This is a genomic window from Streptomyces sp. NPDC002138, from assembly GCF_040296485.1.
In the GTDB taxonomy this organism is placed as follows: domain Bacteria; phylum Actinomycetota; class Actinomycetes; order Streptomycetales; family Streptomycetaceae; genus Streptomyces.
This window is the reverse complement of record NZ_JBEOXE010000075.1, coordinates 1-15,120: the sequence shown is the minus strand read 5'-3', so window position 1 is coordinate 15,120 and position 15,120 is coordinate 1. Positions and strand designations below refer to the sequence as shown.

Annotated in this window: 13 protein-coding genes; 10 read left to right on the top strand and 3 right to left on the bottom strand. The window is 70.8% G+C overall.

What is annotated here, in order from left to right; all coding sequences use genetic code 11:
- Nucleotides 1–46 precede the first annotated feature (46 nt).
- Genes nuoE through nuoN form a run of 10 tightly spaced genes read left to right on the top strand, consistent with a single transcriptional unit; the run spans nt 47 to nt 12,966 of the window.
- Nucleotides 47–769, top strand: a complete 723-nt coding sequence (nuoE, locus tag ABT084_RS32565; protein ID WP_502969243.1) for an NADH-quinone oxidoreductase subunit NuoE — start codon at nt 47–49, stop codon at nt 767–769.
- A complete protein-coding gene (gene nuoF / locus ABT084_RS32560; protein ID WP_351051761.1) occupies nt 769–2,118 on the top strand; it encodes an NADH-quinone oxidoreductase subunit NuoF in 1,350 nt (449 codons plus the stop codon). Before nuoE ends, nuoF begins: the two co-directional genes overlap by 1 nt.
- Nucleotides 2,115–4,625, top strand: coding sequence for an NADH-quinone oxidoreductase subunit G (locus ABT084_RS32555; RefSeq protein ID WP_351051758.1), 2,511 nt, complete (start codon nt 2,115–2,117; stop codon nt 4,623–4,625). Before nuoF ends, ABT084_RS32555 begins: the two co-directional genes overlap by 4 nt.
- Complete coding sequence (nuoH, locus tag ABT084_RS32550; protein ID WP_351051755.1) at nt 4,622–5,983, top strand: NADH-quinone oxidoreductase subunit NuoH; 1,362 nt, start codon at nt 4,622–4,624, stop codon at nt 5,981–5,983. The genes ABT084_RS32555 and nuoH overlap by 4 nt, the downstream gene beginning before the upstream one ends.
- Nucleotides 5,976–6,608, top strand: coding sequence for an NADH-quinone oxidoreductase subunit NuoI (nuoI, locus tag ABT084_RS32545; RefSeq protein ID WP_351051752.1), 633 nt, complete (start codon nt 5,976–5,978; stop codon nt 6,606–6,608). Before nuoH ends, nuoI begins: the two co-directional genes overlap by 8 nt.
- Nucleotides 6,609–6,613: 5 nt before the next feature.
- The gene (locus tag ABT084_RS32540; RefSeq protein WP_351051813.1) at nt 6,614–7,435 is read left to right on the top strand and encodes an NADH-quinone oxidoreductase subunit J; all 822 of its coding nucleotides are present in this window, start codon (nt 6,614–6,616) and stop codon (nt 7,433–7,435) included.
- On the top strand, nt 7,432–7,731 hold the full coding sequence (gene nuoK, locus ABT084_RS32535; protein WP_351051749.1) for an NADH-quinone oxidoreductase subunit NuoK: 300 nt from the start codon (nt 7,432–7,434) through the stop codon (nt 7,729–7,731). Before ABT084_RS32540 ends, nuoK begins: the two co-directional genes overlap by 4 nt.
- Nucleotides 7,732–7,743: 12 nt before the next feature.
- Entirely contained in the window at nt 7,744–9,708 is a 1,965-nt protein-coding gene (gene nuoL, locus ABT084_RS32530) for an NADH-quinone oxidoreductase subunit L (protein WP_351051746.1), read from the top strand.
- A 1-nt stretch (nt 9,709) separates the two neighbouring features.
- On the top strand, nt 9,710–11,323 hold the full coding sequence (locus tag ABT084_RS32525; RefSeq protein ID WP_351051744.1) for an NADH-quinone oxidoreductase subunit M: 1,614 nt from the start codon (nt 9,710–9,712) through the stop codon (nt 11,321–11,323).
- Nucleotides 11,320–12,966, top strand: coding sequence for an NADH-quinone oxidoreductase subunit NuoN (nuoN, locus tag ABT084_RS32520; RefSeq protein WP_351051741.1), 1,647 nt, complete (start codon nt 11,320–11,322; stop codon nt 12,964–12,966). Before ABT084_RS32525 ends, nuoN begins: the two co-directional genes overlap by 4 nt.
- Before the next feature lie 66 nt (nt 12,967–13,032).
- Here the strand turns inward: nuoN and ABT084_RS32515 are convergent, their stop codons facing one another.
- The 3 genes from ABT084_RS32515 to ABT084_RS32505 all read right to left on the bottom strand — a co-directional run.
- Entirely contained in the window at nt 13,033–13,641 is a 609-nt protein-coding gene (locus ABT084_RS32515) for a Uma2 family endonuclease (protein WP_351051738.1), read from the bottom strand.
- Nucleotides 13,642–13,714: 73 nt separating this feature from the next.
- Nucleotides 13,715–14,317 carry a hypothetical protein gene (locus ABT084_RS32510; protein ID WP_351051736.1) on the bottom strand — a complete coding sequence of 201 codons (603 nt, stop codon included), beginning with the start codon at nt 14,315–14,317 and terminating at the stop codon, nt 13,715–13,717.
- An 83-nt stretch (nt 14,318–14,400) separates the two neighbouring features.
- Nucleotides 14,401–15,120, bottom strand: a 720-nt coding sequence (locus ABT084_RS32505) for a HEAT repeat domain-containing protein (protein WP_351051733.1), incomplete at its 5' end; no start/stop codon positions are given.

The window sequence follows — 15,120 nt, the reverse complement described above, 5'->3', positions numbered from 1 at the left end:
CGCGCTTTCTGGAGGGGACACCCCCCAGCCCCCCCTCTCCCTGGGGATGCCCCAGCTGCCCGCCCCCGACTACCCGGCCGAGGTGCACGCCCGGCTGGCGGCGGACGCGCGGGAGATCATCGCCCGCTACCCCGACAGCCGCTCCGCGCTGCTGCCGCTGCTGCACCTCACGCAGTCCGAGGAGGGGTACGTCTCGCGCACCGCCATCCGGTTCTGCGCCGAGATGCTGGGCCTGACCACCGCCGAGGTCACCGCGGTCGCCACCTTCTACACGATGTACCGCCGCAAGCCCTCCGGCGACTACCAGGTCGGCGTCTGTACGAACACCCTGTGCGCGGTCATGGGCGGCGACGCCATCTTCGACGAGCTGAAGCAGCACCTGGGCGTCGGCAACAACGAGACCACCGGCGACGGCAAGGTGACGCTGGAGCACATCGAGTGCAACGCGGCCTGCGACTTCGCCCCCGTGGTGATGGTCAACTGGGAGTTCTTCGACAACCAGACCCCCGAGTCCGCCAAGGCCCTGGTCGACGACCTGCTCGCGGGCCGCCCGGTGCAGCCGACCCGGGGCGCGCCGCTGTGCACGTACAAGGAGACGGCCCGGATCCTGGCCGGCTTCCCGGACGAGCGCCCCGGCGCCGTCGAGGCGAGCGGCGGCGCCGGACCCGCCTCACTGATCGGCCTGCGCATCGCGCGCGGCGAGATCCCGCACCAGAACGGCAAGGTCGTCCACCCGCGCGCCGAGGCGAGCGCCGAGGAGGGGGAGTGATGACGGTGACCACCGAACTGAACGAGAACGGCACCAGCCCCGAGAAACTGCTGGCTCCCGTGCTCTCCGCGTTCTGGGACGAGCCGCAGTCGTGGACGCTGGAGACCTACCGGCGGCACGACGGGTACGAGGGCCTGCGCAAGGCGCTCGCGATGACCCCGGACGACCTGATCGCGTACGTGAAGGACTCGGGGCTGCGCGGCCGCGGCGGCGCGGGCTTCCCCACCGGAATGAAGTGGCAGTTCATTCCGCAGGGCGACGGCAAGCCGCACTACCTCGTCGTGAACGCGGACGAGTCGGAGCCGGGGACCTGCAAGGACATCCCGCTGCTCTTCGCCAACCCGCACTCCCTCATCGAGGGCATCGTGATCGCCTGTTACGCGATCCGCTCGCAGCACGCCTTCATCTACCTGCGCGGCGAGACCGTGCCCGTCCTGCGCCGCCTGCACGAGGCCGTGCGGGAGGCCTACGCGGCGGGCTACCTCGGCAAGGACGTGCTCGGCAGCGGCCTGGACCTGGAGCTGACGGTCCACGCGGGCGCGGGCGCGTACATCTGCGGTGAGGAGACCGCGCTCCTCGACTCGCTCGAAGGCAGGCGGGGCCAGCCCAGGCTGCGTCCCCCCTTCCCCGCGGTCGAGGGGCTCTACGCGTGCCCCACCGTGGTGAACAACGTCGAGTCCATCGCGTCCGTTCCCGCGATCCTGAACCGGGGCAAGGACTGGTTCAAGTCGATGGGAACCGAGAAGTCCCCCGGTTTCACGCTGTATTCGCTCAGCGGGCACGTCGTGGGACCCGGGCAGTACGAGGCCCCCCTCGGCATCACCCTGCGCCAGCTCCTCGACATGAGCGGCGGGATGCGCCCCGGGCACCGGCTGAAGTTCTGGACCCCCGGCGGCTCCTCCACCCCGATGTTCACCGAGGAGCACCTGGACGTGCCCCTCGACTACGAGGGCGTGGGCGCCGCCGGATCCATGCTGGGCACCAAGGCCCTGCAGTGCTTCGACGAGACGACCTGCGTGGTGCGGGCCGTCACCCGCTGGACCGAGTTCTACGCGCACGAGTCCTGCGGCAAGTGCACCCCCTGCCGCGAGGGCACGTACTGGCTCGTCCAGCTGCTGCGCGACATCGAGGCGGGCAAGGGCGTCATGTCCGACCTGGACAAGCTGAACGACATCGCCGACAACATCAACGGCAAGTCCTTCTGCGCGCTCGGCGACGGCGCGGCCAGCCCCATCTTCTCCTCGCTGAAGTACTTCCGCGCGGAGTACGAGCAGCACATCACGGGCAAGGGCTGCCCCTTCGACCCCAAGAAGTCGACCCTCTGGGCTGACACGGAGGTGAACGCGTGACCGTCACCAGTAATGCTCCCGCCGGTGGCGGAGAGGCAGCGCGGCCGCCCGCGGACCTGGTGTCCCTGACCATCGACGGCATCGAACTGTCGGTGCCCAAGGGGACCCTGGTCATCCGGGCCGCCGAGCAGATCGGCGTCGAGATCCCCCGGTTCTGCGACCACCCGCTCCTCGACCCGGTCGGCGCCTGCCGGCAGTGCATCGTCGAGGTCGAGGGCCAGCGCAAGCCGATGGCCTCCTGCACCATCACCTGCACCGACGGCATGGTCGTCAAGACGCAGCAGACCTCGCCGGTCGCCGACAAGGCCCAGCGCGGGGTGATGGAGCTGCTGCTCATCAACCACCCGCTGGACTGCCCGGTCTGCGACAAGGGCGGCGAGTGCCCGCTGCAGAACCAGGCGATGTCCCACGGCAACTCCGAGTCCCGCTTCGAAGGACGGAAGCGGACCTACGAGAAGCCCGTGCCGATCTCCACCCAGGTGCTGCTGGACCGCGAGCGGTGCGTGCTGTGCGCGCGCTGCACCCGGTTCTCCAACCAGGTGGCGGGCGACCCGATGATCGAGCTTCTGGAGCGCGGCGCGCTGCAGCAGGTCGGCACGGGCGAGGGCGACCCCTTCGAGTCGTACTTCTCCGGCAACACCATCCAGATCTGCCCGGTCGGCGCGCTCACCTCCGCCGCCTACCGGTTCCGCTCGCGTCCCTTCGACCTGGTCTCCTCCCCGAGCGTGTGCGAGCACTGCGCGGGCGGTTGCGCCACCCGCACCGACCACCGCCGCGGCAAGGTGCTGCGCCGGCTGGCGGCCGAGGACCCCGAGGTCAACGAGGAGTGGATCTGCGACAAGGGCCGCTTCGGGTTCCGCTACGCGCAGCGCCCCGACCGGCTCACCACCCCGCTGGTGCGGGGCACGGACGGGGTGCTCGCCCCGGCGAGCTGGCCCGAGGCGCTGGCGGCCGCGGCCGCCGGGCTGTCCGGGGCGCGCGGCCGGGCGGGGGTGCTCACCGGCGGCCGGCTGACCGTCGAGGACGCCTACGCCTACGCCAAGTTCGCGCGGGTGGTGCTCGACACCAACGACATCGACTTCCGGGCCCGGGTGCACAGCGCGGAGGAGACCGACTTCCTGGCCTCCTCGGTCGCCGGCCGCGGCAAGGACCTCGACGGCAGCGGGGTCACCTACACCTCGCTGGAGGCGGCGCCCGCCGTCCTGCTCGCGGGCATCGAGTCCGAGGAGGAGGCCCCCGGGGTCTTCCTGCGGCTGCGCAAGGCGCACCTCAAGCGCAAGCAGCGGACCTTCGGCCTCGCGCCGTTCGCCACCCGCGGCCTGGAGAAGGCGGGCGGCACCCTGCTGGCCGCCGCCCCCGGCACCGAACCCGAGTGGCTCGACGCCCTCGCCTCCGGCACCGGCCTGGAGGACGGCGGCCGGGCGGCCGCCGAGGCGCTGCGCCTGCCGGGCGCGGTCATCGTGGTCGGCGAGCGGCTCGCCGCCGTCCCCGGCGCGCTGACCGCGGCGGTGCGGGCGGCCACCGCGACCGGCGCCCGCCTGGTGTGGATCCCGCGCCGGGCCGGTGAGCGGGCCGCCCTGGAGGCGGGCGCGCTGGCGTCCCTGCTGCCGGGGGCCCGTCCGGCCACCGATCCGCGGGCCCGCGAGGAGGTCGCTGCGGCCTGGGGCCTGGACGAACTCCCGCACCGCTACGGCCGTGACACCGGCCAGATCATCGAGGCGGCGGCGGGCCGCGAGCTGGGCGCGCTGCTCGTCGCGGGCGTCGAGGTCATCGACCTGCCGGACCCGGCCCGGGCCCGCGAGGCGCTCCGGGAGGCCTTCGTGGTCTCCCTGGAGCTGCGGCCGAGCGAGGTCACCGATCACGCCGATGTGGTCTTCCCGGTGGCGGCCGTCGCCGAGAAGGCGGGTGCCTTCATCAACTGGGAGGGCCGCCTGCGTCCCTTCGAGGCCGCGCTGAAGCCCGACCAGATGACCCGCAGGCTGGCCCCGGCCGACGCCCGCGTGCTGCACATGCTGGCCGACGCCGCCGACCGGCCGATCGCGCTGGCCGACGTGCACGCCGTACGCCGCGAGCTGGACCGGCTCGGGCCGTGGGCCGGTGCGTACGCGAGCGCCCAGGGCGCGGACCGCGCGTCGCTGCCCCGGCCGGGCGCGGGCGAGGCGGTCCTCGCGGGCCACCGGCTGCTCCTGGACCAGGGGCGGCTCCAGGACGGTGACGAGGCCCTGGCCGGGACCCGGCACGAGGCCAGTGCCCGGCTCTCGGCGGCCACCGCCGCCGAGACCGGGGTCAAGAACGGCGACGTCCTCGCCGTCACCGGCCCGGCCGGTTCGGTGGAACTCCCGCTGCGGATCACCGAGATGCCCGACCGGGTGGTCTGGCTCCCGCTGAACTCCATCGGCTCCGGCGTCCTCGCGGACACCGGAGCCCGCCCGGGCGCCCTGGTCCGCATCGGCCCCGCGACCCGGCGGGCCGAGACCGGCGACGCCACTTCGGAGGTGGACGCGTGAACGGCGTACAAATCGCTGCCGAGGACCTGTCGCTGTTCGGCAAGGACGTCTGGTGGCTGGTCCTGATCAAGGCGGTGTTCTGCTTCGCCTTCCTGATGGTGACCGTGCTCTTCTCCATCGTGTGGGAGCGCAAGGTCGTCGCCTGGATGCAGCTGCGCATCGGCCCCAACCGGCACGGCCCCTGGGGCTTCCTCCAGTCGCTCGCCGACGGCGTCAAGCTGATGCTCAAGGAAGACATCGTCGTCAAGCGGGCCGACAAGGTGGTGTACATCCTGGCCCCGATCATCGCGGCGGTACCGGCCTTCATGGCGATCGCGGTGATCCCCTTCGGGCCCTCCGACAACGAGGTCTCGATCTTCGGCCAGCGCACCACGATGCAGCTCACCGACCTGCCGATCGCGATGCTGTACGTGCTCGCGGTGGCCTCGGTCGGGATCTACGGCATCGTGCTCGCGGGCTGGTCCTCCGGCTCGACGTACCCGCTGCTCGGCGGCCTGCGCTCCTGCGCGCAGATGATCTCGTACGAGATCGCGATGGGCGCGGCCTTCGCCTCGGTCTTCCTCTACTCGGGGTCGATGTCGACCTCGAAGATCGTGGAGGCGCAGGGCGACCGCTGGTTCATCGTGCTGCTGCCGGTGTCCTTCATCATCTACGTCGTCACGATGGTGGGCGAGACCAACCGCGCCCCCTTCGACATGCCGGAGTCCGAGGGCGACCTGGTCGGCGGCTTCAACACCGAGTACTCCTCCATCAAGTTCGCGCTGTTCATGCTGGCCGAGTACGTCAACATGGTCACCGTCTCGTCGGTCGCGACCACCCTGTTCCTGGGCGGCTGGCGGGCCCCGGCGCCGATCTCGACGTACTGGGAGGGCGCGAACCACGGCTGGTGGCCGATGCTCTGGTTCGTCCTCAAGGTCCAACTGCTCCTCTTCTTCTTCATCTGGCTGCGCGGCACGCTGCCGCGCGTGCGCTACGACCAGCTGATGAAGCTCGGCTGGAAGGTCCTGATCCCGGTCTCCGTCGTCTGGCTGATGCTCGTGGCGACGGTCCGGGCGCTGCGCAACGAGCGGTACGACTTCTCGGAGATCGTGCTGTACGTCGGCGGGGGCGTCGTGGCGGTGCTGCTGCTCTCGCTGGTCGCGGACGTCTTCCGTGACCGCAAGGGGAAGGCGGCGGCCGCGGAGACCGGCGACGCCGCGCCCTTCGATCCGCTGGCGGGCGGTTTCCCGGTTCCGCCGAAGCCCGGCCAGTCCCTGGCACCCGTACCGCGCAGGCGGCCCCGCAGCGAGCGGGAGCTGATCGTCAGTGGCGGGCCGAATTCCGACAGTGACCGAGAGGAGGGTGCTGAAGATGTCTGACGCCGACGAGAACGAGAAGTGGCAGAACCCGGTGGCCGGCTTCGGCGTGACCTTCAAGGCCATGTTCAAGAAGCGGCTGACCGAGCAGTACCCGGAGCAGCACAAGACCACCGCTCCCCGCTTCCACGGACGGCACCAGCTCAACCGCCATCCGGACGGTCTGGAGAAGTGCATCGGGTGCGAACTGTGCGCCTGGGCCTGTCCCGCCGACGCCATCTACGTGGAGGGCGCGGACAACACCGAGGAGGAGCGCTACTCCCCGGGCGAGCGCTACGGCCGCGTCTACCAGATCAACTACGCCCGCTGCATCCTGTGCGGGCTGTGCGTCGAGGCGTGCCCGACCCGGGCGCTGACCATGACGAACGAGTTCGAGCTGGCCGACTCCAGCCGCGAGGCGCTCATCTACACCAAGGAGCAGCTCCTCGCGGGTCTGACCGAGGGCATGGTCGAGGCCCCGCACTCCATCTTCCCGGGCACGGACGACCAGGACTACTACCGCGGGCTGGTCACCGAGGCCGCCCCGGGCACCGTCCGCCAGGTCGCCGTCTCCAAGGGCGAGACGGGCGGGACGGCCGAGACCGCCGAGACCGCCGACGGGACCGCCACCGAGGGGGTCGGCGCGTGAACGCCATGGCCGCCGCTTCGCTCACCTCCACCGGTGAGGCCGTGCAGTTCTGGGTCCTGGGCACCGTCGCCGTGATCGGCGCGCTGTGCACGATCCTGATGAAGAAGGCCGTCCACAGCGCCCTGTGCCTGGCCGGGACGATGATCATCCTGGCGGTCTTCTACCTCGCCAACGGGGCGTACTTCCTGGGCGTCGTCCAGGTCATCGTCTACACCGGCGCCATCATGATGCTCTTCCTCTTCGTGGTCATGCTCGTCGGCGTCACCGCCGCGGACTCGCTCAAGGAGACCCTCAAGGGTCAGCGCTGGCTGGCCCTGCTGTGCGGGCTCGGCTTCGGCATCCTGCTGATCGCCGGGATCCGCAACGCCTCCCTGACCCACTTCAACGGGCTGGGGAAGGTCAACTCCGCGGGCCACGTCGAGGGCCTGGCCACGCTGATCTTCACCAAGTACGTGTTCGCCTTCGAGATCACCGGCGCGCTGCTCATCACGGCGGCCGTCGGCGCGATGGTGCTCACCCACCGCGAGCGCACCGAACGCGCCGCGACCCAGCGCGAGCTGGCCGAGAAGCGCGTGCGCGAGGGCGTCCAGCTCCCGCCGCTGCCCGCCCCCGGTGTCTACGCCCGGCACAACGCGGTGGACGTCGCCGGTCTGCTGCCGGACGGCACCCCGTCCGAGCTGACCGTCAACAAGACCCTGCGCGCCCGGGGCCAGATCCGGGACGTGTCCGGCAAGGCGCTGGAGGACCTGAAGGCGCTGGAGCAGGCCTCGTCCGAGCGGCTCGGCCGTGAGTCCGACAGCCTCGGCCGTGAGGAGGCATCGAAGTGAATCCCGTCAACTACCTCTACCTCGCCGCCCTGCTGTTCACCATCGGCGCGGCGGGCGTGCTCGTCCGCAAGAACGCGATCGTCCTGTTCATGTGCGTCGAGCTGATGCTCAACGCCTGCAACCTGGCCTTCGTGACCTTCTCCCGGATGCACGGCAATCTCGACGGCCAGATCATCGCCTTCTTCACGATGGTCGTCGCCGCCGCGGAGGTCGTGGTCGGCCTGGCGATCATCGTGTCGCTGTTCCGTACCCGCCACTCGGCCTCGGTCGACGACGCCAGCCTGATGAAGCTGTAAGGGGCGCTCACAGTGGAGAACCTGATCGCGCTGCTGGTAGCGGCGCCCCTGCTCGGAGCGGCGGTGCTGCTCTGCGGCGGCCGCCGGCTCGACAAGGCCGGGCACCTGCTCGGCACCCTGTTCGCCGCCGCCTCGTTCGGCATCGGCGTGGTGCTCTTCCTCGACATGCTAGGCCGCACCGCCGAGGACCGGGCCGTCCACCAGCGGCTGTTCAGCTGGATTCCGGTGGAGGGCTTCCAGGCCGACCTCGGCTTCCAGCTCGACCAGCTGTCGATGACCTTCGTCCTGCTGATCACGGGCGTCGGCACGCTCATCCACGTGTACTCGATCGGGTACATGGAGCACGACGAGCGCCGCCGCCGCTTCTTCGGCTACCTCAACCTGTTCCTCGCGGCGATGCTGCTCCTGGTCATCGCCGACAACTACCTGCTGCTGTACGTCGGGTGGGAGGGCGTCGGCCTGGCGTCGTACCTGCTCATCGGCTTCTGGCAGCACAAGCCCAGCGCGGCCACCGCCGCGAAGAAGGCCTTCCTGGTCAACCGGGTCGGTGACATGGGCCTGTCGATCGCCATCATGCTGATGTTCACCACCTTCGGGACCTTCGCCTTCGGGCCGGTCCTGGGCGCGGTGGGCACTGTGACATCAGGCGCTGCCGCCCCGGTCTCCGAGGGCAAGCTGACGGCCATCGGCCTGATGCTGCTGCTGGCGGCCTGCGGCAAGTCGGCCCAGGTGCCGCTGCAGTCCTGGCTCGGCGACGCGATGGAGGGCCCGACCCCGGTCTCGGCCCTGATCCACGCGGCGACGATGGTGACCGCCGGTGTCTACCTGATCGTCCGCTCGGGCGCCATCTTCAACGGGGCGCCGGACGCGCAGACCGCGGTCGTCGTGGTCGGCGCGGTGACGCTGCTCTTCGGTGCGATCGTCGGTTGCGCGAAGGACGACATCAAGAAGGCCCTCGCCGGGTCGACGATGTCGCAGATCGGCTACATGATCCTGGCCGCGGGCCTCGGCCCCATCGGCTACGTCTTCGCGATCATGCACCTGGTGACGCACGGGTTCTTCAAGGCCGGTCTCTTCCTCGGCGCGGGCTCCGTGATGCACGGGATGAACGACGAGGTCGACATGCGCAAGTACGGCGCCCTGCGCACGTACATGCCGGTCACCTTCGTCACCTTCGGCCTCGGCTACCTCGCCATCATCGGCTTCCCGGGGCTGTCGGGCTTCTTCTCCAAGGACAAGATCATCGAGGCGGCCTTCGCGAAGGGCGGCACCGAGGGCTGGATCCTCGGCGGAGTCGCCCTGCTGGGCGCCGCGATCACCGCGTTCTACATGACCCGCGTGATGCTGCTGACGTTCTTCGGCGAGAAGCGCTGGCAGCCGGCGCCCGACGCGGACGCCGTGCCGAGCGCGGAGCCCGCGGCCGAGGACCGGGCCGGGCGGATGCCGCACCCGCACGAGTCCCCGAAGTCCATGACCATCCCGATGATCGTGCTGGCCTTCGGGTCGGTCTTCGCGGGCGGCATCTTCTCGATCGGCGACCGGTTCCTCAAGTGGCTGGAGCCCGTCACCGGGCACGAGCACGGGAACCCGCCGGTCAGCGCCCTGACGGTGACCCTGTCCACCATGGTGGTCCTGGTCCTCGGTGTCGGCGTCGCCTGGATGATGTACGGCCGGGGGCCCGTCCCGGTGGTCGCCCCGCGCGGCTCGCTGCTGACCCGGGCCGCCCGGCGCGACCTGTTCCAGGACGACGTCAACCACGTCGTGCTGGTACGCGGCGGCGAGCACCTGACCCGCTCGCTCGTCTACGTCGACCACAGCCTCGTCGACGGCGTGGTCAACGGCAGCGCCGCCTCCGTCGGCGGGCTGTCGGGCCGGCTGCGCAAGCTCCAGAACGGCTACGCCCGCAGCTACGCGGTCTCGATGTTCGGGGGCACGGCGATCCTGATCGCCGCGACCCTGCTGATGAGGGCGGTGTGAGATGAGTTTCCCGCTTCTGACGGCGACGGCGGCGCTGCCCGCGGTCGGCGCGATCCTGACGGCGGCCGTACCGGCCGCGCGCAGGACCGCCGCCAAGTGGCTCGCGCTGCTGGTATCGCTGGCGACGCTGGCGCTGGCCGCCCTCGTCGCGGTCCGCTTCGAACCGAGCGGCGACCGCTACCAGCTCACCGAATCCCACTCCTGGATCAAGGACTTCGGGGTCCGCTACGAACTGGGCGTGGACGGCATCGGGGTGGCGCTGATCGCGCTCACCGCGGTCCTGATGCCGTTCATCATTCTGGCGGGCTGGCACGACGCCGACCCGTTGGAGACTCGAAGCCAGCGCTGGCGGCCGACCCAGGGCTTCTTCGCCCTGATCCTGTTGGTCGAGGCGATGGTGATCATCTCCTTCGAGGCCACCGACGTCTTCCTCTTCTACATCTTCTTCGAAGCCATGCTCATCCCGATGTACTTCCTCATCGGCGGCTTCGGGGACCGGGCCACTTCCTCTCGATCAGCCGCTGCCGCGGCGGGCGGCTCCGACGAGAACGCGGCCGCGCAGCGCTCGTACGCGGCGGTCAAGTTCCTCCTCTACAACCTGGCCGGCGGGCTCATCATGCTGGCCGCCGTCGTCGGGCTGTACGTGGTCGCCGGGAACTTCTCCCTCCAGGAGATCGTCGAGGCCCGGGCCGCCGGCACCCTGGACATGTCCCAGGGCACCGAACGGCTGCTGTTCCTCGGCTTCTTCTTCGCCTTCGCGGTGAAGGCCCCGCTGTGGCCGCTGCACACGTGGCTGCCCAACGCGATGGGCGAGGCCACCGCCCCGGTGGCCGTCCTGATCACCGCGGTGGTCGACAAGGTCGGCACCTTCGCGATGCTCCGCTTCTGCCTCGGCCTCTTCCCCGAGGCGAGCAAGTGGGCCACCCCGGTCATCCTGGTCCTGGCCCTGATCAGCATCGTCTACGGCGCGCTGCTCGCGGTCGGCCAGCGCGACATCAAGCGCCTGGTCGCCTACGCCTCGATCTCGCACTTCGGCTTCATCATCCTGGGCATCTTCGCGATGACCTCCCAGGGCCAGTCCGGCGCCACCCTCTACATGGTCAACCACGGCCTGTCGACGGCGGCGCTGATGCTGGTGGCCGGGTTCCTGATCTCGCGCCGCGGCTCCCGGCTCATCGCCGACTACGGCGGTGTGCAGAAGGTGGCCCCGGTCCTCGCCGGGACCTTCCTGATCGGCGGCCTGGCCACCCTCTCGCTGCCGGGCCTCGCACCCTTCGTCAGTGAGTTCCTGGTCCTGGTGGGCACCTTCGCCCGCTACCCGGTCGTCGGCATCATCGCCACCTTCGGCATCGTGCTGGCCGCTCTCTACACGCTGGTCCTCTACCAGCGCACCATGACCGGCCCGCTCAAGGAGGAGGTCCGCGCCATGCCGGACCTGCGCCTGCGGGAGGTGCTGGTGGTCGCCCCGCTGATCGCCCTGCTGATCGGGCTCGGCGTCTACCCGAAGCCGCTGACCGAGATCGTCAACCCGGCGGTGAAGCACACCATGTCCGACGTGAAGCAGAAGGACCCCAAGCCCACCGTGCCGGTAAAGAGCGTGGAGGCCGCCAAGTGAGCACGACCGCTGTGGGCCTCTGGTCCCTGGCCGCCGATCCGATCGACAAGATCCCGGCCCCGCACATCGAGTACACGCAGCTCTCGCCCACGCTGATCGTGCTGGGCGCGGCGCTGATCGGCGTCCTCGTCGAGGCGTTCGTCCCGCGCAAGGCCCGCTACTACGCCCAGGTGTTCCTCACCGTCGCCGCGCTGGCCTCGGCCTTCGCGGCGGTGGTGGCGCTCGCCGCGGGCGGGTACGGCACCGCCAAGGCGCACGTCGCGGCCATGGGCGCGATCGCCGTGGACGGACCGGCGCTGTTCCTGCAGGGCACCATCCTGCTGGCCTCCGTCGTCGCCGTCTTCACCTTCGCCGAGCGGCGCCTGGACCCGGAGGTCCACGGCAACCGGGTGGACTCCTTCGCCGCCCAGGCGGCGTCCGTACCGGGCAGCGACAGCGAGAAGGCCGCGGTCAAGGCCGGGTTCGCCACCACCGAGGTGTTCCCGCTGATGCTGTTCGCGGTCTCCGGGATGCTGATCTTCCCGGCGGCCGACGACCTGCTGACCCTGTTCGTGGCGCTGGAGGTCTTCTCCCTCCCGCTCTACCTGCTCTGCGCGCTCGCCCGCCGCCAGCGGCTGATGTCGCAGGAGGCCGCGGTCAAGTACTTCCTGCTGGGCGCCTTCTCCTCCGCCTTCCTGCTCTTCGGCATCGCGCTCGTGTACGGCTACGCGGGCTCCGTCTCGTACGCCGTGATCGCGGACGTGGTCGACGGCACCGTCCAGACCATCGACCCGGCCCTCGCGGGCACCATGGGCAACGACGCGCTGCTGCTGATCGGCGGGGCGCTGATCCTGATGGGCCTGTTGTTCAAGGTCGGCGCGGTCCCCTTCCACATGTGGACCCCGGACGTCTACCAGGGCGCCCCGACCCCGGTCACCGGTTTCATGGCGGCGGCGACGAAGGTCGCGGCCTTCGGCGCGCTGCTGCGGCTGCTGTACGTGGTCCTGCCGGGCCTGCGGTGGGACTGGCGCCCGGTGATGTGGGGCGTCGCGATCGTCACGATGCTGGCGGGCGCGGTCATCGCGATCACGCAGACCGATGTGAAGCGGCTGCTGGCCTACTCCTCGATCGCGCACGCGGGCTTCATCCTGGCCGGTGTGATCGCCACCTCGAAGGAGGGCGTCTCCTCCGTCCTCTTCTACCTGGCGGCGTACTCCTTCGTGACGATCGGCGCCTTCGCCGTGGTCACGCTGGTGCGCGACGCGGGCGGCGAGGCCACGCACCTGTCCAAGTGGGCGGGCCTGGGCCGGCGTTCCCCGCTGACGGCGGCCGTCTTCGCGGTCTTCCTGCTCGCCTTCGCCGGCATCCCGCTGACCTCCGGTTTCGCCGGTAAGTTCGCGGTCTTCAAGGCGGCGGCGGAGGGCGGCGCGGGAGCGCTGGTCGTGGTCGGTGTGATCTCCTCGGCGATCGCGGCGTTCTTCTACATCCGGGTCATCGTGCTGATGTTCTTCAGCGAGCCGAAGGCCGACGGCCCGACCGTGGCCGTCCCCTCGTTCCTGACGATGACCACGATCGCGGTGGGCGTCGCGGTGACGGTGGTGCTGGGCGTGGCGCCCCAGTACTTCCTGGAACTGGCGGGGCACGCGAGCACGTTCGTCCGCTGACCGGCTCGCACACGCACCAGGGCCCGGCCCCCTTCCGAAGGGAGCCGGGCCCTGGCGCGTACCGGGTTACTCAGCGGCGGGCCGCTGCTTGAAGCGGATCTCGGTGAGGTCCAGATCGATGGGGAACGGGACAGAGACCTTCAGGTGGTCGTGAAAGATGCCGGTGCTCGTGTAGGCGCCGGTGGCCGGTTCCAGTTCGAATACGTAGATGACGGCGCGGTTGTCTACGTTCTCGACCCGCCAGTAGTGGGGGATCTTGGCGCGGGCGTACTTCAGAGGCTTGGCCGTCCTGTCCCGGTCGACCGAGTCGGGGGAAACGACCTCGATGGCGAGGCGGACCTTATCGACTGGGAGACGGGTTCCGACGGGGTCGTCGTCATCGTCCTGCGCAATGATCAGGTCCGGCTCCGGCCTGTTACGCCGGTCGATGTCGATCGTGAACTCTCGCAGCACGTCGAACCCGTCGGGTGCCTGAGACAGCAGCTGCCATTCGAAGAAGCGCATGGCGCGCATGTGGAAACGCGTTTGCGGACTCACGAAGATCAGGCTCCCGTCGATCAGCTCCGTGTGCGGAGGCAGATTGGGAAGCCGGTCAAGGTCGTCGGCGGTCCAGCCACCCGCAGGGGGGATCGGCCAGTGGTACGTCGGCCCGGAGGCCTCGGGTTCGACGCTCATCGGTAGTGCTCCCATGCCACGGAGTCTCGCGAGTACAACCAGCCTATCGCCGGGAATCCGGGAAGCACTGCCCTTATGGGTGAACGTGCGCCGGGTCGGCCGGGGTGGCGGCCTTCTTCGGGCAGGTCAGCGCGGGGTTCCAGTTGTGGAAGCGGCCCGCCGGGTTCTTCTCGTACGCCCACAGGTGGAGGTCGTAGTGCTTCGGCATGCCCGCCCAGTGGCCGGGCATGGGGCCGTCGAAGGGCAGTCCGAACATGCTCGGCCGGTCGTCGCTCGTCTTGAGGTCCTGGTCCCCGTCGGTGGCCATCCACTCCACCGTCTGGAGCTTGCGGCGGCCGTGCTTGTCCTTCTCGGTGCTGTAGAGGAGCGCGGTCGGCTTGCTGGGGTCCAGCGAACCCCAGTAGGCCTGCTTGACGTAGTGGTAGCCCATGGAACCCACCCCGAACGGGTTGGTCATGCACTCCTGGCCGTGCGGGACGTACCCGTCCTTGATCGCCTCCCGCTCGTCCACGTACTTGGCGGTCACCGCCATCGCCGTGGCCATGTCGCGCATCGCCTGCCGGTTGCGGGGGTCGGGTGCCGGGCCGTCCACCGCCTGGGCCGCGGGGACGGCGGCCAGGGCGAGGGACACGGCGGCCGCGCAGCACAGCGCGGCCTTCAGGGTGCGTGCGGACATCGGGGCTCCTGGCAGGTGGGGGACGTGCCTCCACCCTGTCCGGGAGTGTGCGGGGGCGCACGCGGTGCACGCCCAATGGGGGGTCAGGCGGCCGCCCGGGCGGCGTACGCGCGGACGTCCGCGTCCGGGTCGGCGGTGGCCGTCGCGAGCGCCGACCGGGCGGCCGGGTCGTCCCGGTGGGCCAGCAGCGCCAGCACGGCGGCCTTGCGGACGTCCGCGTTCGCGTCGGCCAGCGCCTTCGCCAGCGGCGGTACGGCCGCCCCCGGCCCCGCCGCCGACAGCGCGGCCGCGGCTCCGGCCCGGACCTGCCACGCCGGGTCCCCGGCCAGGGCGGCCACGGCCCGCTCGGCGTACGGGCCCGGGCAGCCGGTGGTGGCCAGCGCCCCCAGCGCCGCGCCCCGCACCAGCGGATCCGGGTCGCCCAGCAGCGGATCCAGCGGCCCCGGGCGCGCGCCGCGCACCGCGGCCAGCCCCTTGGCCACGGCCACCCGGACCTCCCGCGCCCGGTCCCCGGCGGCCTCCGCGAGCGCGCCCACCGCGTCCACCGACACCAGGGCCCGCACCGCGTGGATCCGGACGTCCGCCTCGGGGTCCCCGAGCCGGGCGGCGTACAGCCCGGCGTCCCCCAGCCGCAGCGCCCGCAGCACCTCCAGCGCGGCCGAGCGGACCACCGGGTCCGCCACCGCCAGCGCGGCCCGCAGCCCCGCGGCCAGCGCGGGCTCCGCCGGGACACCGGTGACCTGGCCGTCTACACCAAGGACCGCAAGTTCGTCCACGTCGACATCGAGCCGACCCAGATCGGC

Coding starts and splice junctions, on each gene's coding strand:
- ABT084_RS32540 (WP_351051813.1), top strand. CDS start 6,614: ATGGCCGCCGCTTCGCTCACCTCCACCGGTGAGGCCGTGCAGTTCTGG.
- nuoE (WP_502969243.1), top strand. CDS start 47: ATGCCCCAGCTGCCCGCCCCCGACTACCCGGCCGAGGTGCACGCCCGG.
- ABT084_RS32515 (WP_351051738.1), bottom strand. CDS start 13,641: ATGAGCGTCGAACCCGAGGCCTCCGGGCCGACGTACCACTGGCCGATC.
- nuoF (WP_351051761.1), top strand. CDS start 769: ATGACGGTGACCACCGAACTGAACGAGAACGGCACCAGCCCCGAGAAA.
- ABT084_RS32510 (WP_351051736.1), bottom strand. CDS start 14,317: ATGTCCGCACGCACCCTGAAGGCCGCGCTGTGCTGCGCGGCCGCCGTG.
- nuoI (WP_351051752.1), top strand. CDS start 5,976: ATGTCTGACGCCGACGAGAACGAGAAGTGGCAGAACCCGGTGGCCGGC.
- ABT084_RS32525 (WP_351051744.1), top strand. CDS start 9,710: ATGAGTTTCCCGCTTCTGACGGCGACGGCGGCGCTGCCCGCGGTCGGC.